This window comes from Veillonella magna DSM 19857, assembly GCF_000428745.1.
Taxonomy (GTDB): Bacteria; Bacillota; Negativicutes; order Veillonellales; family Veillonellaceae; genus Veillonella_A; species Veillonella_A magna.
The window spans coordinates 88,717-107,634 of sequence record NZ_AUAN01000006.1 but is presented as its reverse complement, the minus strand read 5'-3'; the positions used below and the strand labels follow the sequence as shown (position 1 = coordinate 107,634).

At 47.8% G+C, this 18,918-nt stretch carries 18 protein-coding genes and 1 pseudogene; 4 read left to right on the top strand and 15 right to left on the bottom strand.

Features of this window, described 5'->3' with window-relative positions; genetic code table 11:
* Nucleotides 1–7: 7 nt before the first annotated feature.
* From G344_RS0102850 to G344_RS0102800, 11 genes are all read right to left on the bottom strand, one after another.
* Complete coding sequence (locus G344_RS0102850) at nucleotides 8–1,468, bottom strand: CCA tRNA nucleotidyltransferase (protein WP_211219544.1); 1,461 nt, start codon at nucleotides 1,466–1,468, stop codon at nucleotides 8–10.
* A 353-nt stretch (nucleotides 1,469–1,821) separates the two neighbouring features.
* Nucleotides 1,822–2,694: an L-serine ammonia-lyase, iron-sulfur-dependent, subunit alpha gene (gene sdaAA / locus G344_RS0102845; protein ID WP_028254880.1), complete on the bottom strand. Its 873-nt coding sequence runs from the start codon at nucleotides 2,692–2,694 to the stop codon at nucleotides 1,822–1,824.
* A 37-nt stretch (nucleotides 2,695–2,731) separates the two neighbouring features.
* Nucleotides 2,732–3,394 carry an L-serine ammonia-lyase, iron-sulfur-dependent subunit beta gene (sdaAB, locus tag G344_RS0102840; RefSeq protein WP_028254879.1) on the bottom strand — a complete coding sequence of 221 codons (663 nt, stop codon included), beginning with the start codon at nucleotides 3,392–3,394 and terminating at the stop codon, nucleotides 2,732–2,734.
* Nucleotides 3,395–3,724: 330 nt separating this feature from the next.
* Entirely contained in the window at nucleotides 3,725–4,543 is an 819-nt protein-coding gene (locus tag G344_RS0102835; RefSeq protein WP_028254878.1) for an FAD binding domain-containing protein, read from the bottom strand.
* A complete protein-coding gene (locus tag G344_RS0102830) occupies nucleotides 4,537–5,013 on the bottom strand; it encodes a (2Fe-2S)-binding protein (RefSeq protein WP_028254877.1) in 477 nt (158 codons plus the stop codon). The genes G344_RS0102835 and G344_RS0102830 overlap by 7 nt, the downstream gene beginning before the upstream one ends.
* A complete protein-coding gene (locus tag G344_RS0102825) occupies nucleotides 5,013–7,142 on the bottom strand; it encodes a xanthine dehydrogenase family protein molybdopterin-binding subunit (RefSeq protein ID WP_028254876.1) in 2,130 nt (709 codons plus the stop codon). Before G344_RS0102825 ends, G344_RS0102830 begins: the two co-directional genes overlap by 1 nt.
* A 170-nt stretch (nucleotides 7,143–7,312) precedes the next feature.
* Nucleotides 7,313–8,245, bottom strand: coding sequence for an NTP transferase domain-containing protein (locus tag G344_RS0102820; RefSeq protein WP_028254875.1), 933 nt, complete (start codon nucleotides 8,243–8,245; stop codon nucleotides 7,313–7,315).
* A gap of 9 nt (nucleotides 8,246–8,254) precedes the next feature.
* A complete protein-coding gene (locus G344_RS0102815; protein ID WP_038154802.1) occupies nucleotides 8,255–8,458 on the bottom strand; it encodes a hypothetical protein in 204 nt (67 codons plus the stop codon).
* A 450-nt stretch (nucleotides 8,459–8,908) separates the two neighbouring features.
* Nucleotides 8,909–10,240 carry a putrescine-ornithine antiporter gene (potE, locus tag G344_RS0102810; RefSeq protein ID WP_028254873.1) on the bottom strand — a complete coding sequence of 444 codons (1,332 nt, stop codon included), beginning with the start codon at nucleotides 10,238–10,240 and terminating at the stop codon, nucleotides 8,909–8,911.
* Nucleotides 10,241–10,729: 489 nt separating this feature from the next.
* Nucleotides 10,730–10,972 carry a hypothetical protein gene (locus G344_RS0102805; RefSeq protein ID WP_028254872.1) on the bottom strand — a complete coding sequence of 81 codons (243 nt, stop codon included), beginning with the start codon at nucleotides 10,970–10,972 and terminating at the stop codon, nucleotides 10,730–10,732.
* A gap of 508 nt (nucleotides 10,973–11,480) precedes the next feature.
* Nucleotides 11,481–12,005 (bottom strand): hypothetical protein, encoded by a 525-nt coding sequence (locus G344_RS0102800; RefSeq protein WP_028254871.1) that lies wholly within the window; start codon nucleotides 12,003–12,005, stop codon nucleotides 11,481–11,483.
* 121 nt (nucleotides 12,006–12,126) lie between these two features.
* On the opposite strand from G344_RS0102800, the gene G344_RS0102795 reads away from it, so the two are divergent.
* From G344_RS0102795 to G344_RS12095, 4 genes and pseudogenes are all read left to right on the top strand, one after another.
* On the top strand, nucleotides 12,127–12,372 hold the full coding sequence (locus tag G344_RS0102795; protein WP_028254870.1) for an amidase domain-containing protein: 246 nt from the start codon (nucleotides 12,127–12,129) through the stop codon (nucleotides 12,370–12,372).
* Nucleotides 12,369–12,635, top strand: a complete 267-nt coding sequence (locus G344_RS12265) for an amidase domain-containing protein (protein ID WP_071838083.1) — start codon at nucleotides 12,369–12,371, stop codon at nucleotides 12,633–12,635. The genes G344_RS0102795 and G344_RS12265 overlap by 4 nt, the downstream gene beginning before the upstream one ends.
* An 80-nt stretch (nucleotides 12,636–12,715) precedes the next feature.
* On the top strand, nucleotides 12,716–13,060 hold the full coding sequence (locus tag G344_RS12100) for a helix-turn-helix domain-containing protein (protein WP_051245692.1): 345 nt from the start codon (nucleotides 12,716–12,718) through the stop codon (nucleotides 13,058–13,060).
* A gap of 68 nt (nucleotides 13,061–13,128) precedes the next feature.
* Nucleotides 13,129–13,356, top strand: a pseudogene (locus G344_RS12095) (IS3 family transposase); the annotation flags it as partial.
* A 464-nt stretch (nucleotides 13,357–13,820) separates the two neighbouring features.
* Here the strand turns inward: G344_RS12095 and G344_RS0102785 are convergent.
* From G344_RS0102785 to G344_RS11405, 4 genes are all read right to left on the bottom strand, one after another.
* Nucleotides 13,821–14,777: a magnesium transporter CorA family protein gene (locus G344_RS0102785; protein ID WP_028254869.1), complete on the bottom strand. Its 957-nt coding sequence runs from the start codon at nucleotides 14,775–14,777 to the stop codon at nucleotides 13,821–13,823.
* Nucleotides 14,778–14,946: 169 nt separating this feature from the next.
* Nucleotides 14,947–15,843 (bottom strand): DMT family transporter, encoded by an 897-nt coding sequence (locus tag G344_RS0102780; RefSeq protein ID WP_028254868.1) that lies wholly within the window; start codon nucleotides 15,841–15,843, stop codon nucleotides 14,947–14,949.
* Nucleotides 15,844–16,043: 200 nt separating this feature from the next.
* The gene (locus tag G344_RS0102775) at nucleotides 16,044–18,137 is read right to left on the bottom strand and encodes a heavy metal translocating P-type ATPase (protein WP_028254867.1); all 2,094 of its coding nucleotides are present in this window, start codon (nucleotides 18,135–18,137) and stop codon (nucleotides 16,044–16,046) included.
* A gap of 184 nt (nucleotides 18,138–18,321) precedes the next feature.
* Complete coding sequence (locus tag G344_RS11405) at nucleotides 18,322–18,843, bottom strand: hypothetical protein (protein WP_051245690.1); 522 nt, start codon at nucleotides 18,841–18,843, stop codon at nucleotides 18,322–18,324.
* Nucleotides 18,844–18,918 lie beyond the last annotated feature (75 nt).

Below are 18,918 nucleotides of genomic sequence, written 5' to 3'. Positions count from 1 at the left end.
ATGCCTCCTACATCTGCTGCAATCGTTCAAGACGTCGTTGTGCCGCATGGTATAGGGCCGACGCCGTATTTTCCGTCTGTCCGTTTCTCACCTGCATAAGCAAGGTTTTCAATACTTCACCGGTATGCGGTCCCAACAACTTCGGTAGTTCCGGACCATATGCCAAATCCCGGGTATGAATGGGCAAGCGACCGGCAATATCCGCCAAGCATGCCCCCATCGCCTTTGTGCCATCCGTCGATGCATGCGGATGACCGCAAGCGATGACATCGGCACAGCATACTTCGGTTTGCTGCAGTACGGCTTCCCTTAAATCGGCAGAACGACGGAACTTGCCGCTTACCGCTTCCTTGCGCATCCATTTCCACGGATCCGCTTCTTCATGCTGCGCAAAGAAATGAAAGCGCATGTGGTTGGCCACCAACCAAGACACGCGTTCCGCCATATCCGCCGGATATCTGAGGCGCAGCAACAGCTTCCTTGCCATCTTGGCTCCCAACATATCATGACCGCGATCCGTAATGCGCCCCTTGTGAAAGCCACGCACGCCGGGCATCCCTTTGCCCACATCATGAAGCAAGGCACCCCAGCGAATTATCGGATCCGGTCTTGTTGCCGCCACCGCTGCCAACGTATGATACCAGCCGTCGAAGGCATGGAACTCCGGCTGCTGCGGCAGATCCACCAAGTGATATAATTCCGGTAAAATGTCTACTTCCATCACGTGGCCGTTATCATTAACACGGCACGAGCATTCCGCCAAGCGGGATTGCACCATTACATCCAATCCCTTAGCCACGGCCGGTGTAAGCATAAGCCGATCTAATTCCTGCCGTACCCGTTCCAACGACAATCCTTTGACACGATCAAAATTCGGTGCCATGCCGTCGATGATCTCCCGATGCGGCAGCATATCCAGCTGTCCCACAAAGCGGCAGGCCCTGAACATGCGCAGCGCATCTTCTTGAAAGCGTTCCTCCGCCCGGCCGATGGTACGCAAGGTTTGTTTCTTTATATCCCGACGACCGCCTACATAGTCGATGATGTTGCCATAGCGATCCATGGCAAGACCGTTAACCGTAAAATCACGACGCATAACATCTTCTTCCAAGGTATCTGCGTAGGTTATCTCTTCCGGTCGATGACTGTCCGCCCCATACCGTTCACTGCGAAAGGTAGCCACTTCATAGTTATAGCCTTCCGGCGTTGTCACCACCACAACGCCAAAGCTTTTACCTACTACGCCCGGCGTCGTATAGCCATGCTTCGTTACAATTGCTATCACTTCATCCGGCTTGGCCGCCGTAACGATATCGTAGTCATGCGGCACGCGGTGCATGAGAATATCGCGCACGGCCCCACCGACTACATACGCTTCAAAGCCTGCGGTATGCAAAATTTCTATGATGTGCATCGCCCCGCGGCGCAAGGCATCTGTTTGCTCTTTTGTATAATGGTCCCGAGCCATTAGGGCACCTCCTCATCATCGCAATGTATCACACATTTTTTACTACCATTGTCAACTCTTAAATTATACCAACATACCTATGATTATGCTACCGCTAAATTTCGATTGCCCTTGATTACTTTCGGTGCATGTTATTTAATCGGATGAAACAGCTCAGATAAAAAATCACATAATAAAAAAGGGCCGCCACCCCTACGATACCGCGTATCGTACAGGCAGCGACTCCATGTCCCTTATTTATAGACTTACAGTTCGCAGACTCACAACATATAGAATTACAATTTATAGATTCACACTATATGACCCTGCCAATGTATTGGCTTATACGTGTATAGACTTACAGTTTTATAATTTTACAAATTGCGAACCCGTTCGGCAATTTGTTTGCCCGTTTCCGTTACAGCCAAACCGCCTTCGCTGGTTTCGCGCAACGCACTGGGCAATGCGCGACCGATACGATCCATTGCACCGATAACCTCATCCGCCGGAATCTGACTGCGTAAACCGGCCATAGCCATTTCTGCCGCCGTTAACGCATGAACCGCATAAATCCCGTTGCGCTTAACGCAAGGTACTTCCACCAAACCGGCTACCGGATCACACACCAAGCCCAATACATTTTTTAAACACAACGCCATCGCAGCGACCACTTCATCCGTCGTACCTTCCATCATGGCCACCGCTGCTGCCGCTGCCATCGCTGCCGCCGAACCCACTTCCGCTTGACAGCCGCCGACCGCACCGGCCACACAGGCTGCATTGGTGATAACATTGCCTACGCCGGCAGCGGCAAAGAAGCCGCGCACATACGCCTCTTCATCAAGATGATACGTATCGCCCACCGCCCGCATCACGCCGGGCACCACGCCACAGGAGCCGGCCGTCGGACAGGCTACAATGCGAAACATTTTCGCATTCGCTTCATTAACCGCAATTGCATAGGTCAATGCTTTATAGGCTAACGGACTTAGAAAGCGAGGCTGCCCGTCAAACAGTGCCTTTGCCTGTCCGCCGGACATACCGCTGGGCGTTGTCCGAATATCTGCCAAGCCATCCTCTACGGATTGATTAAAAATAGCAATGCGTTTCTTCGCTTCCCCCAGTACCGCCGCTTCATCGGCTTCGGTAAGCTCCACCTCCGAACGCAGTACTACCTGCCAGAACGGAATCCCGTCCCGTTCACTGAATGCCGCAATATCGGCAATGCTGTTGTAATTATATTTCATAGGTATACCCTCTCACGAAATGTATAAACTCTCTCTATCATAGCGGTTTGAAATACATCACCGATTCAATGCCGCTGACCGCATTAATGCTATCCAATACATCGCGGCTCACTTCCGAATCCGTATGGATCAGCATAACCGCTTGGGAATGCTTTTCCTTGCGGAACACGCGCATCGACGAAATATTAATCGCCTGCAAGCTAAGCGCCGTCGTCACCGCCGCAATCACACCGGGCTTATCCGTGTGGAATGTCATAATCGTATGTTCATCACCGGTAATTTCCACTTCTAGGCCGTCAATGCGAGTAATCAAAATCCGTCCGCCCCCAAGCGAACGCCCCAACACCGACATGTGTCGTCCCGAATGACCGTACAAATCGAAAAGCACTACATTAGGATGATCCGACGGCTCCGCCGATTCTACAAATTCGTACTGCAGGCCCGCTTCATCCGCTTCCTTAAAGGCTTGTCTGATGCGTACATCTTCCGCGCCGAAACCGAGAAGGCCCGCTATCAATGCCCGATCCGTACCATGTCCTTTATACGTTTTTGCAAAGGAACCATATAGCGTCATCGTCACGCGCTCTACCGGTTCATCAAAAATACAACGCGCCATTTTTCCCAGCCGCGCCGCGCCGGCCGTATGCGAACTGGAAGGCCCGATCATAATCGGCCCGATAATATCAAATACACTACTCATATGCTGTTACCTCACTACTTCTTTTCTCACAACTACCCCGCTGTATGCTCTCTCAGGTCATGCCTACATACCCATCTGATACGTTCATTATAGCACAACACGTCCGTTGCAGATATACATTTTCAAAAATTGCTATGCTCATTTATCATGTATCCATTCACGAAAAATAGCCGACTTTACAGAGAGAACTCCGAAAATCGGCTATTTTCACTACTATTTAATTTTTCCACTCCACATACACAAATACATCTCACTACAGCGCCACAGCCAATGGCGATACACTCTTTGCCGGGCAATAACGCTACTGGCCCATCGCCGTAACGCTATGTTCTATAACCCTTTGCTCGTCAAGAAATCATCTACCAAATTAAGACATACATCCTTGCGGTATTCCTTCGACACGCGACCGGCAGTAGGTACAATATGATCGCCGTACGCCGCTACAATAGCATCATGCATAGCTTTGACTTCCGCTTTTGTCTTACCGATTACCATAGCTTCTACGTCCGGGAAACGCAATACCGTTCCCGCTACGGCACCGAACGCCGTCGCAAAATCGGTAATCACGTCACCGTCACAGCGAAGAAGACCGGCAAAGGAAATACGAGAAATCGCCAACGCCCGGCGAGCACCGACTTTTTCGTAATACCATTCATAATCGGCATCCTTCGGCAACAGTATTTCTACGATTAATTCATCCTTGGCAAGATCGAGTTGCTTGCGTCCTTTGTAAAACGCTTCGATAGGAACGATGCGTTCCCCTCGCACCGATGCCAAACGCAGCTTTGCACCCAAGACAAATTCGATGAGCACCGAATCTGCTTTAGCGGAACCGTTACCGATATTACCGCCCATAGTGCCACCGTTGCGAATGGCCGGCGCACCGATTTGTTCAACGGCCGCTTTCATCAGCGGCGGTACCAACGGCGAAGCCAACACTTCCGTAAACGTACAGGAAGCGCCGATGCGAACGTACGCATCATCCACCGCAATCTGTTTCATTTCCGGAATGCGATTCACATATAAATACGTCAGCGATGTATCTGCCGCAATCATCAAGTCCGTGCCACCGCCGTAAGGAACCACATCATGGGCCGCTCTAATTTCCAGCGCTTCCCGCAGCGAAGTCGCCATATATCCGTTTACCATAATCCGTTCCCCTCCTTCGCAGCAATACCGACGGCACGCACAATCGCATTATAGCCGGTGCATCGACACAAATTACCGGATAAGCCGTCCCGAATTTCTTCTTCCGTCGGATGCGGATGCTTGCGCAATAATGCTTCCGTTGCCATGACCATGCCCGGAATGCAATAACCGCACTGCACGGCCGATACCGCACCGTAGGCTTTGTCGATAACCTTGAACCGTTCCGTTTCGCTAAAGCCTTCAATGGTCATAATGTCCGCACCTTCGCAGCGGCCCATGGCTACCATACAGGAGTTGATCAATTCCCCATCCATAATGATGGAGCAGGCTCCGCATTCGCCTTCTTTGCAACCGCACTTAGTGCCCGTCAATTTATAATAATCGCGCAACACGTCAAGCAAGCGATTCGATGCATTGCCGTCATACGTAACCGGCTTGCCGTTTAATGTGAAATGTATCTTCGTATCCATTATAACTGCCCTCCTCGCATAGCCTTCAACGCATCTTCCGCCGAGAACGGAATATGCTGAATCATCGCATCATTCCCCAGTGCCTGTTCCATGGCTTCAATGTAGGCTGCCGGTGCACCCACGCAAGGTAACTCGCCGGCCCCCTTGGCACCGTACGGACCGAAGGGATAGCTTTCCGCCACGTACAAGTCGATATCCATCTTCGGCACATCCATCGCCGTAGGAATAATATAATCGGAGAACGCATTATTGCGGATGCGCCCCTTGTTATCGTAATTCATCTGTTCCATGGAAGCGTAACCGATACTCTGCAAGGTACCGCCTTCCATCTGACCCAATACAATGTTGTAATCCATCGGCGTACCCACATCGTAAGAACCGTAAGCCCCTAACACTTTCGTAGTACCGCTTACCGTATCCGCTTCGATTTCCATGGCCACTACGCCCCAAGAATAGGTAGGATATGCATCGCCGCTGAAGGTATCAAGGCTGAAAGGAATGAGGAAGTCCGGCTGTACATAATGCTCTTCGATGAGCTGTTCTTCACCGTCTACCCACTGCTCTTTCAGCTTAACCGCAGCGCGGCGAATCAACTCGCCTACGTTCATCAAGCTGCGGGACGCTACAGTCGGTCCGGAGTCCGGTACTTCGTCCGTATCCGGATATTCATAATAAATGCGTTCCAACGGCAAGCCCAATTCGTGAGCAGCAATCTTCGGAAAGGTCGTGCGAAGCCCTTGGCCCATATCCGTATTGGATGCCAAAATATGAACATTGCCGTCGGCTGTCTTTTTCAATTTCACTACAGCCTTGATCAAATCGCGTTCCGCCGAACCGGTAAAGCCTGCCCCATGGAAGAAGAGGGACATACCGATGCCGCGACGATACCGACCGGTTTGCGGCTCACTGTACGCAGCTTTCTTCTTGCGGTAATCGCACATGCTATCCACCTTGGCAATCATTGCCGGCAACGGCACATTAAAATGGAACTTCCCGCCGGTAGACGTGCTGTCACCTTGCACTACCATATGACGTTCTTTAAATGCCAACGGATCTTCGCCCAGTGCCTTTGCCACATGAGTCATCATCATTTCCGCCGTAAAGAATGTCTGCGGTGCACCAAATCCGCGGAACGCTCCGTTCGGCACAGTGTTCGTCTTAGCCACGCGACCCTTTACCAATAAATTCGGCACGTTGTAAACGCCGTTGGCACAAATCATACCGCGTTGCAATACAACGGCAGACAATGTAGTATAGGCACCGCCGTTATAAGTAATATCAATATCCATCGCCGTCACCCGGCCATCCTTAATGGCTACGCGGTAGCGATCCTTCGACGGATGACGCTTGGACGTATATTCAATATCCTCGCGACGATCGAATACGCAGCGAATTTTTTTACCCGTTGCCACCGCTGCTACGGCTACTTGGCAACTCAAAATCGATGGCCATGCTTCCTTGCCGCCAAAGCCGCCGCCGGTTACATCCTGTGCAATGCGCACCTTTTCCGGTGGCAAGCCCAACGCGCGGGTCGCCGCATTTTTAATATAGTACGGGCACTGCATGGAACCGTGAATATACACCTTGCCATCCGGCAATACTTCGGCCATCATCGCCTGCGTTTCCAAATACACCTGTTCCTGGTACCCCGTTTCAAAAGTTTCTTCGATAACGCGATCCGCTTCGGCAAACGCCTTGGCAATATCCCCCTTCTTATATTCGTATTCAAAGAAAAATACATCGGACGTATCGATGTCCAGCACCGGTTCCAATTCTTCGTAAACGACTTCCGTATCCCTTAGCAGCTGTTCCACCACCAGCTTATCGGGACCGCAGAACATACCGATCGGTTCCCCGATGTACTCTACCGTTTCCCGCGCAAACACCGGCGTGTCATCCTTGATGATATTTACATTATTATCCCCCGGCACATCCTTGGCATCCACGTAATAATACCCATCCGGTAACGTCGGTACCTTCACTTCGATAACGCGCGCCTTTGCCTTTGACGAACGCAGCATCTTGCCTACCAAGATGTCATCGTCCCGATAATCGCCTACGTACAGCGCCGTCCCACTGAGCTTTGCCAAGTGGTCGCGTTTTCTTACGGATTCACTAATCGTTGCCATAGCCTAGCCTCCCATGCGTATAACTATACCTCTATTAGATGTGTAAAATGATTTTTAAACATATATTTCTACTTTTATTATAAAAGAAGTGCGCCTGCCGTCAAATTCTTTTTCTGGAGAACTTGAACCGACAGGCGCCTACATACCCAACTACATTTGCTATTGTACGATTACTCTTCATTAAACTCCGAAAAAATAGTAAAAAAAGATTCCGTTGCATACCGCCGCACAGCCTGTTCGAAACGACGATACTTGGCAAGAAATTCCTTGCCTGCCGGAAGTAACTCCGTATTACCGCCGTGCTTACCGCCATGGCGTCGTTCCACCACGGCATAGCCCAGGCCCGCCTCGAGCTCGTTGATCATGGCCCATGCTTTGCCTTTAGAAAGTGCCATATGATCGCACGCGCTCTTCACCGAATGCGTTTCGTCAATCAGCACTAACAGCAGCATGGCACGAGAAGTAAAAAAGGCCTTCTCCTTTTCCAGCGTAATTCGTAGGAACGGATGAATCAATGCTTCGTTGACTGCTTCCTCCGACGGCACCGCCATGTGTTCCAGCGGAACGGAAGGTCGCAAAATCCCCGTGTCCTCCATAGGCACCGTCACTACATCGGGCATGGATTCCAGCGCGGCGCGCACACCGCCGTCACCGGTGAAAGCGTTCAGAAACGCCATTCCCTTACGATCGAATAAAATCGGATGTCCCTTTTGTCCGTCTTTCATCGGTACCACCGCCGCACCGTTCGCCTCGGCCAGTCGCTGCAATGTAATTGCCTTGAACAACGGCGACGCCACGGAAGCAAAGAACACGCGGTCACACTTATCCTCCAAGTAACGAAGCCCTAACTTTACCGAAGCCAGCTTATCCGAAGACAGGTATTCATGATTCTTCAAAAAAATAACGCCGTAATCCCACAGCTCCTGCTCAATGGCAAAGGACTCGTACCCCGTTACAATCACTACATCCGTAACGCCGGCCTTTTGAAAGGTCAATACCATGCGCTTAATCAGCGAAATGGATCCGATCTCCAGCAGCGGCGATACACTGCCGTTCACCTCGTGATTGCTGGCCGCCACAATCAATCCGCCCAACCGATTCATAGAGCCATCCTATTTCTTACGACCTAGCCACAGCAATGCTACAGATACGACAAGCTGCACTACGCTGAGCGTAACGAACAACTTACGCGTGCGACTTTTTTCCCGCCGTGACCAACGCACCAAGCCGTTCACCCCATCAAGGCATAAATTTGTTGCCAACAACTGCGTCGGCGTCACATTGCGAAGCTCTTTTACCGTAGTCATAAGTTTCATAGCCATCACCTATACCCTTTCTCTATGATTATTATAGCTAATAAGCATACATATGACAACCGTTTGCTAAACAAGCCTTCGCTATCATTCAAAAAAAGAAGCTCCGTATGTTCCGCGTAGAACGTCCTTCGCATCCCTGCTCATAGCCGTTTGCTACACGCACCCTTACTATAATTGCCAGCTAAAGAAAAAGGTTCTCTCCGTTCTGTGCAGAATGCCCTTCTTCACTCGGAGCTGTTTGCTACACAAGCCTTCGCTATCATTCAAAAAAAGAAGCTCCGTATGTTCCGCGTAGAACGTCCTTCGCATCTCTACTCGGAGCCGTTTGCTACACGCGCCCTTGCTATAATTGCCGGATAAAGAAAAAGGTTCTCTCCGTTCTGTGCAGAATGCCCTTCGCAAGACCGGGCTTTAAACAGAATGGAGAGAACCTCACTACCTTTTATTCAATTATAGCGTCGGGCGCTGTTTAGCACGAACGGCTCTCGGCACTACGTTAAACGCCAACTGGTAAATAATATAACCAATCACAATGGCTATGGCGCCGCCGATAATCGGGCCTTCACCGCATGCGTAGATCGCGTACGCGGAATATGCCAACGCAAACACACTGAGAACCATAATGCTCACGCGATTTGCCATGCCGGCCCCTTCCTTTTTAAGCATTACATGCACGGCCAAGCAACACAAAATGTACGGGAACACATTCGTTATTACCGCAAGATTTACCAAATTTTCAAACTGGCGATTCAGCGATGCATCTGTCGTCATCAACGCCATCAACGACTGCACGGCTAAAATGATGAACAATCCCTTCACCGGTGCATCCGCTTTATTTACCTTAGCGAAAATTTTCGGGAACAGCCCCACATCGGCAGAGCTTTTAAATACGCGTGCCAAGGTAAACTGCCAGCAAAGAATGGCGCCACAGCAAGAGATAACCATCATGGCCATCACGATACGACCTACCGTTTCGTTAAACATATGCGCAAAGGCTAACCCAAACGGAGCCGTGGAGTTGAGCAGGTCTGCATTCGGCACGATACCTGCCATAATATTTGTAGACAATACATAAATAACCGCTACGGCCAATGTACCAAAGAAGGTAGCAATCGGCACATTTCTCTTAGGATTTTCTACGGCATCCATATTGGCTGCCGCCGATTCAAAGCCAAGGAATGCCCAAAGGGTAAGAGCGATGGCTTCGCTTACCGCATCAAAGAACGGAAGCTGACCCGGATTCCACACCGACTTGTACATTGTCGGATCGAACCAGTACCAACCGGCTACGCTGATGAACAGCACCGGCAGGATAGCTCCCCATACGGTAATATTGGAAATACGACCTGTTTTGGCATTACCGCCGAAATTGAGCACCGCTGCCAACCACAATAATGTAATCGTGGCCAAGCTTACCTGTAACGGTGACAACGTTAAATCAAACAACACTGCCGCATATCCGACAGCAGAAATCGCAATCGCTACATTAGCGATAACAAGAGAAATGGCATATGCGTAATTAGCCATAAAATGTCCGGTTCTGCCAAACATATACTCAGAATAGCCGCCCATGCCGCCGCGCTTTGTAGTAAATGTACCGCACTGCGCAAAGATATGAGCTAAAATTAACGAGCCTACGGCTGTAATCAGCCAGGACAAAACAGAGATGGTTCCTACCTCGGCAAGTTTAGTAGGTAACATAATAATTCCGGCCCCCATCATGTTAGCAGCAACAAGCGTGGTCAACTGGAATACAGACATTTTCTTAGCGGTGGTTTTCATGTATCAATCCCCTTTCTTTGTAGTTGTTCTATGCTACAAGTTAACTTCTTCAAAACCGCTCTCGATGCCAGTCCTTGCGGGATGTGCGTGGATGTGGCACCGTATTTTGTTGACGACTTATTCTAACATCATTCGCCCGTCGTGCATAGTGTTTTTTTCTCAAAAAGCCTTGTGCGCATCACGGCTATCAGCCATTTTTGAACGCCTCACACTCTCCCTCACCAAGGGTAATCCTCAAACATGGCTTGTACGCTGTATACTTCTTTTTAGGATACCTAATAGATTGATAAAGTTCCATCTAAAAATTTTAACGAATCGTGTAATTTAAGAGATTTAAAACGATTTAACGTATAACCAAGCATAAGAAAAATAAAACATCATACTTTCTACTATTTTATTCGAAGGCGACATGACCTTTCTCCGAGATACGATAGGGCACAAGGCCCCTGTAAAAGACGTTTTTCTTATAGATGCGTACTGTCACGGTAACTACTCGTCCGTGCGTACCTCTGCTTTATAAAGGCCTGCCTCTTTCAATACCTCTACAACATCATCAACAGAACGACCCGATGCATCTTTGTACCGATCGGACACCCCCGGATTATCTTCTGAAAAAAGAGTACCGGCAAACACTAATTCCTTTTTCTCCGGTAACAACCATCGCATCCTTTCTTTGATGGTTTTCTTTCCTATCTTTTTATTTAGTTTTGTTTTGTTTAGGTATACCGTCACTGTGACAGTCATCCTGACAGTTACTCTGACAATTAGTCCGATAGTTACTCCGACAGTAATTCTGCATGTTACCCAAATACCGTTTACTACTAACTTTCACTATAACTGTCACTTTAGCAATCAATATGACAAACAATTTGAACGGTAGTATGCCAATGCTGCCACATCATTTATTACTCTACTAAAAAGGATGCGTATAGCCTGCCTCCTTTCTTTGATGGTTTTCTTTCCTACTGTTTAGTTTAGTTTTGTTTTGTTTAAGAATGGTATCGGTTTGCGTATCGCTGTGCGTCTCTCTTGCGTATCGCTGTGCGTATCTCTTATGTATCGCTACATGCATTACTGGGTATATCATTTATATACTGACGTTCTTCTTATAGTACATTGCTCAACGCAAAAAGCGAATGGATACGACCGGCATTCACTTTTATAGTGCAAGATAGGAAACCCATTGTATCAAGAGTTGCCCTTCTTTATACACTAATCTCCATAAAGATTTTTACACTAACTAATCAGTCACATATGTTAGAATATATTTTTCTCCATCAAAATATAATCGATAGATACCACCTAATTTATGAAGCCATAAACCGGATTTATCACTGCTACCACCCAACCACTCACTATTAATTGTCATTACGGAAAACCTAATCACATAAGCCTTGTCCCCAGGTGCCAGCGTGACTACGGGATATGGTTGCTCTTTAACGGTTCCATCTATCGTATAAGCAAATATTTTGTAGCCTGTAAATACCGGCTTTTTCTTGTAAAACTCCAGTTGATGGATCATAATCGTTCGCGCTATTTCTTCGCCAGTCATCCCCTGCGCCTCTGCAACCGTAAGTGTATGTGGTACGTTTTCATCTGTTTCAATCGATTCATGAGAGAAAAACGATACATATGCCAACGCAACTATAACCCACATCACATGTAAACGTTTTCCTCTACTCCATCTCCATAATTCTATACTTACAAATAACGGAACTACAATCCAAGCTATCAATAAGACCATTGTTTCAACCATGCTCACCATAATTTCACCTCCTTTTCATCTCATTTCATTATATAGTCATAAAATAAGAATATGATGAAATCAATATTTATCGATAAATAATTTACTCATCTTATTTTCTATTCCCAAAGGAGGTAAAACAATGCCTATAGCAACCCTAAACAGATCGAAAGCCTTAGAATACGCACACGAATACTGGAATAGTTTTAATCCTCTTTTCCATCATTACAGCAATGACTGCACCAATTTTATCTCTCAATGTTGGAATGCCGGAGGTATTCCAATGACTCCAGAATGGCACGGTGGAGTAGCTTACATAGAATCACATCCAGGATTTATCGCTAATACCCCTAGTTGGGTCGATACGGATGCTTTTGTGACTATATGACCAATAGCAGTAGCCTGTCACTAGATCCCATAGCAATTATAAAATGGAGTAGCACTGAAGTGCAGCCCGGAGATATAATACAATTCTGGTCTGCGAACGAATCAAAATGGTCCCACTCAGGAATAATATCTTCCATAAATAGTCCTTATGGAATAACATATAGTTGTCACTCAGATCCCCATTGGCAACGTCCATTAAGTGATGTATATCCTACTCTATATTCTGAAGTAAGATTTATCTGTCCAGTATATTCAACCATATAAGACAAATACAGAATCAAAAAACGCCCTGCAATGAACTGAACCCCTTTCGTTAGACAAAATCTAACGAAAGGGGTTTTGTTATGTCAAGAAAAAGAAAGTATTCAAATGAGTTTAGACTCAAAATTATTTCTGAATATCTTTCAAGTCAATTTGGCGGCTTTAAAAGAATTGGAAAGAAATATGGCATTCATCATTCAATAGTTAAAGGATGGGTTCATAGATATGAACTCCATGGAGCGGAAGGTTTGTTCAAAACTTCAGGAAGTTATAGTAGTGAGTTCAAGATTTATGTTATAGAATATATGCATGCAAACAATATGTCATTAAATGAAACAGCACATCACTTTTGCATTCCAAGTACTTCGGCGGTAGCTAAATGGGAGCGCCAATATTATGAAGAGGGGGCGGAAGTATCCGCTCCATGATCTGCTATATGTAGCAGGAGTCCCAAGAAGCACCTATTACTACTATCTGAAACAAATACAGCGACCGGACAAGTATTGTGTCGAGAAAGGGCAACTGCCTGAACAATGCAGTTACGGAGAACTTCTTTGGCTTACTAAAATCTGAGCTACTATACCTTCGAGAGTTTGAGAGTCTCAAGGAGTTCCATAAGGAATTAGAGAAATATATCTATTATTACAATCATTATAGGATCAAGGGCAAACTAAAAGGACTGAGTCCTGTTCAGTACAGAATTCAATCCTTGTTAGGTACCTAATATCTTGCCCAAATGTGTCTAACATTTTGGGTTCAGTTCAGCAAGAATAGTTCTAATAATTTTAGCAAAAAAGAAGCCATCATAGCTTTGCAGCGGGCCTTCATCTCCCCAGTCCCCATTCATATAAAACAAAAAGACAGTTATCTACCTGAGTAAACAACTACATACGAATGCGCTGTCATAGCTATGCAGTAGGCTTTTTCCCAACCGGCCCCATCGTATAAAACAAAAAAGGCAGTTATAGTTGTGAAGCGGGCCTTCGCCTCCTCAGTCCCCATTCATATAAAACAAAAAGGCAGTTATCTACCTGAGTAAACAATTACATACGAATGCGCTATCATAGCTATGCAGAGGGCTTTTCCCAAACCGGCCCCATCGTATAAAGCAAAAAAAGGCAGTTATAGTTGTGAAGCGGGCCTTCGCAAGACCGGTCCCGCAAACAACTATAACTGCCTTCTTATTATTTATAAGAAATCATTCTTCCAAAGCAACACGCCTACCACCAAGGTAGCCACGCCGGCAATGCCCAACACATCGAGGAATCCGTCCAGTCCGTATTCCGTAAACGGCACCGGCACGTTGACACCCCACAAGCTAAAGATCGCCGTAGGTACTGCCAAGATAATCGTCACTGCCGCAAGAAGCTTCATGACCATGTTCAAATTGTTGGAAATAATCGAACTGAATGCATTCATCATGTTCATCAAAATGTTAGAGTACATTTCAACCATTTCGATAGCCTGCTTGTTTTCGATAATAACATCTTCCAACAAATCCTCGTCCTCTTCATACATCTTGAGGACATGACGCACATCGTCATGACGGCGAATACGTAAAATGCGTTCCATTACGGTACCGTTCGTTTTTAACGCGGACGTAAAGTACGTCATGGATTTCTGTAATTCCAAAAGCTGGAAAAAGTCCTTGTTCTTCGTCGTGTGGCGAAGCTGTATTTCAATATCATCGGTGCGGCGATTGATTTGTTGCAAGTAACGCAGGAACAACGTAGCCGTACGATACATAATCTGAAACAGGAAGCGCGTCTTCTTATAGGTGTAGAATGTGGCTATCTGATTATTCAAAAACGGATAGAGCACATCCGATTCTTCCAAACAAACCGTAATAAAGAAGTCCGGTGTCAAGAAAATCCCCAGCGGTACCGTGTCATAGCTATCAGTGCCGCGCAAGGCCGGAATATTGATAACGACAAACAAATAGTTTTCTTCAATTTCCACGTGCGAACGTTCTTCCATATCTAACGCCGTCTTTAATACGTCTGTCGGAATTTCCGTCATAATATTGACGAGAGCCAGCTCATCGGGGTCAGGATTCACCAGATTGATCCATGAACCTTTTGTCGCATCCGCAACTGTTGTATCCGAGAATAATTCTCCTTCTGCGTGCTTATATACCGTGAGCATAGGTCACCTCCTAGACATTAATTCCACATTTTATCTTATCGAAGAGTATCCGCTAAGTCAAGCTAAAACCGCCGGTTTATTAGACCTGCCGCGCTTATTTCCATTCCTTCACATGTGTTTTCTGTTCACCGTCTCTATTCCATTTGTTATGTATATTTCCGGCCATGGCTCAGCCTTTCACCTTTGTCTGCGTAGCCAAGTAAATCCCGCTGATAATAATCACTACTGCCACCGCTTTATACAGACTGATGGGTTCCCCCAAAATAAGAGCCGCCAAGGTTAGCGTAAATACGGGAATTAAATTATTAAACACCGCCGAGCGCGTCGGTCCTATTTCACGCACCGCAATGAGTTGAAACAAATAGCCCATGACGGATGCAAACACCGCCATGTAGGTCACCGACAACCAACCGCCGAGAGTCACTGCTTGCAGTGTTCCGTTCAGCGCATCCCTAATCGCCCACGGCGATGCTTCCACCGTACACACGAGGAAGGTGAACGCCGTCATCTTGTACGGACTGATAGTATACTTCATCATAAACAACCGATTGAAAATCGTGTACAGGGAAATGCTGAGCACGGCGCAAAACATCATGGCATCGCCGAAGTTTAGCTGTAATTGTTGCAGCATAGCAAGGTTACCGTTAGTGATAACCGTAATGACGCCGACAAAGGCGAGGGCAATCCCCAACAGCTGCCGCGCATTGGTGCGTTCCTTCAAGCCGATAACCGTCAAGAGCATTGTCACGCCGGGCATGGTGGCACCGATAAGCGCCGCATTGCCGGCAGATGTGTATTTTACGCTGAGAAAAAATAAAATGTGATATGCAAAGGTGCCAATGGTGCCCACAAAGAGAATGGGTAACCACTGCTGCTTCGTAGGCCACCACGCGTCCTTGTCCATGACTTTCAGTACACAAAAAATAAAAGGCAAAGCAATTAAAAAGCGAACGCATGTCAATGTAGGGGCCGTGAATTCTATCATGGCCAGCTTGCCTGCAATAAACGCGCCCGACCAAAAGAGCGTCGTCAATATCATCAAACCGTATACCTTTTTATCCGACATAAAGCCTCCTTATATTGCCAACGCATTCAGCCTGTTTGGTGGCCAAGTAAATCCCGCCGATAATTCGTGCACACTTCCTACCTAATCTTGTGTCTATTGTACACCGTAGCCATCTTGCATGACCAGTACATAAAAAGCGTCTTGCCCGCTTATCGCTGCACATACGGCTGCGACGATTCACGAACAAGACGCTTCGTTACTTATGCTTTCTTATACAAAATGCGAATGGAATTTAAAATACAAATCATAGACACGCCGGTATCCGCAAATACGGCGAGCCACATATTGGCATAGCCTACGAGACCAAGAATCATGATGGCAATTTTAATGCCCAGCGCAATCACTACGTTTTGCCAAGCAATGGACAAGGTAGACGAAGCAATGCTGAACGATTTCAACACGGATCCGATGCCGGGACGCATGTATACTACATCGGCCGCTTCGATGGCCGCATCCGCACCGGTTCCCATGGCACCGCCCACATCGGCACCGGCCAGTACCGGCGCATCGTTAATGCCGTCGCCTACAAACATAACGGGACCGAACTCACGGCGAAGCTGCGCCATTTCTTGCAGCTTATCCTCCGGCAATAATTCTGCCCGCACCGTTTGAATGCCTGCTTCGTTGGCAATATAATTAGCGCTTTCCCAATTATCCCCGGTGAGCATAACCGTTTCCAAACCGCGGCGACGCAAACCGGCTACGGCTTCCACCGTATCTTCCTTGAGACTGTCCGCAATGCTGATGCGCCCCGCATAGCTACCGTCTACAGCCATAAGCACTTCGCTACCATAGGCCGAGGGCGCTTGAGGATACCCGGTAATTCCTTCTTCATCAAGAAGACGACGATTGCCGAGAAGGATGCGTTTGCCTTCCACAGTGCCCACCATACCGCGACCGGAAAGTTCTTGAAGATTTTCTACCGGCTGCGCCTGTATGTGACGTGCCTTTGCTTCTTCGGAAATACTGAGCGCAATGGGATGTGTAGAGCTTGCTTCCAGTGACGCTGCATAACGAAGCACAGTCAACTCATCCCATGCCTTGGTGCCTTCCACGGATTGTACCGCAAAGCGACCGGTGGTTACCGTTCCCGTTTTATCCAGCGCGACGGCAGTAATGGCACGCATCGCTTCGATGGATGCACCGCCTTTAAAAAGAATGCCCTCCTTCGAAGCGCGGCCGATACCGGCAAAGAACGCCAACGGCACGCTAAGTACCAACGCACAAGGACAGCTGATAACCAAAAAGGTTAACGCCGTATAAATCCAATACTCCCATTGCCCCGTAATAAGGGACGGAATCACAGCCGTCAATACGGCCAAGGCCACCACGATAGGCGTATAGATACGGGCGAATCGCGTAATAAACCGATCAATGCGTGGCTTGCTGGCTGCCGCATGTTCCACCGCATCAAGGATGCGCGTTACCATGGACTCGCTCAGCTCTTTATCGACGCGCACCACAATGCGTCCCGATTCGTTAACGCAACCGGACAATATGGCCGTGCCGGGACCGGCGCTGATCGGTACCGGTTCACCGGTTACCGGTGCCGTGTCGATACGCGTTTCCCCCTCTACTACCGTGCCGTCCAAAGGAATTCGATCGCCGGCGCGTACTTCTACCAAATCGCCGATTCGCACTGTATCCGGTGCCGTAACGGTTACGCTGCCATCCGCATTGACAAGGCGTACCTCTTCCGGCCGCATGTCCACGGCTTCCATAATAGCCGAGCGACTGCGTTCGGTAGCGTGTTCTTCAAAATAGCTGCCAATCTGAAAGAACAGCATAACACCGGCGGCTTCCGGATATTCGCCGATAGCCATAGCCCCTATTGTCGCAATGGCCATGAGGAAGTTTTCGTCAAAAATCTGTCCGCCTACAATATTTTTAACGGCGCCCCACAGAACGCGCCATCCCAATAACAAATATGTCAGTACCAGCACAATGCGCTCCGCCGTTTCCGGAATCCAATCGGTAAAGCCCGTCACCGCCATGACAATGGCACCGATGATAATGGCTGTCAAGCTGCTGTCGTAATGATGCTCCTCTTCTTCGCTCCCCTTCGGAGTCCGTACGAAAGGCTCCACCACAACGCCGTCCTCCGTAGCATCGCAAATTGCCTGCACCGTATCTTTAAACACCGGCGTATCCACCTGACGGCCGCGCACGCGCAGTTGCTGCGTTCCGATGGCAAAATCCGCTGCCTCCACATCCGGCAAGGCGCGAATCCGATCTTCTATTTTAGCGGCACAATTAGCACATGTAAGATTTTTTAGCACATAAATATGTTCCATACCTGTTACCTCTCTAACACCTACCGCTCACTCACTTAGCGGTATTGATTATCATGTACTCTCATTTCATTTTAATATATGAACAATCATTCATATGTATTTGTCTTTTTGTCTTCATTATAAATTTGTGACCTGCCAATGTCAATAGAGGAGTATATGCTATCTTTGCAATACTTGCGCTATGTTATGGTGATTGGATGCGCAGTGATGTTATCCGATCAAAAGAAATCTGCCGCCTGTCTTCTCTATCATTATCTGCATAACCATATACGACTCGCTGCCACGAATCCAGTTTACTCACTGTAAGACATTGTGTCGCATAATGCCCACCGGCCTTTTGCGGATGCGGTGCGAAGTAAGTGATTTGCACGACCGGCGTATCCCCCCGACTAAGGGCCGCTTCTATATCACGGACCACCGCATCTAAGTCATGCAGTATGTCTTCACTTTGCTCCTGCCATTCTTCAGTAACTTCCCGTTCTAATGCCAACGCCTCTTCATGACCTACCAAGGCGGCAAAGGGCATGAACTGGGCTGCCCGCTGTTGTCGTTGCATGCGCGGGCGCACATACTGCGGCGGTGCCGCTTGATCGATAAGGTCCTCATAGCCCGTGTAGATAACTTGCTTTTCGTTTCCCTTCTCTTGTTTATTTTCTTTCTTCCTTTCTCTTCCCGTTTCTTTTTCCTTTACTTTTTCTGATGTCATTTGCCTATCCTCTGCCAAGCAATGTTCCTGGTATGCTGCGCTATCATATTCGTATCCTTGTAAGACTTGTAAGCC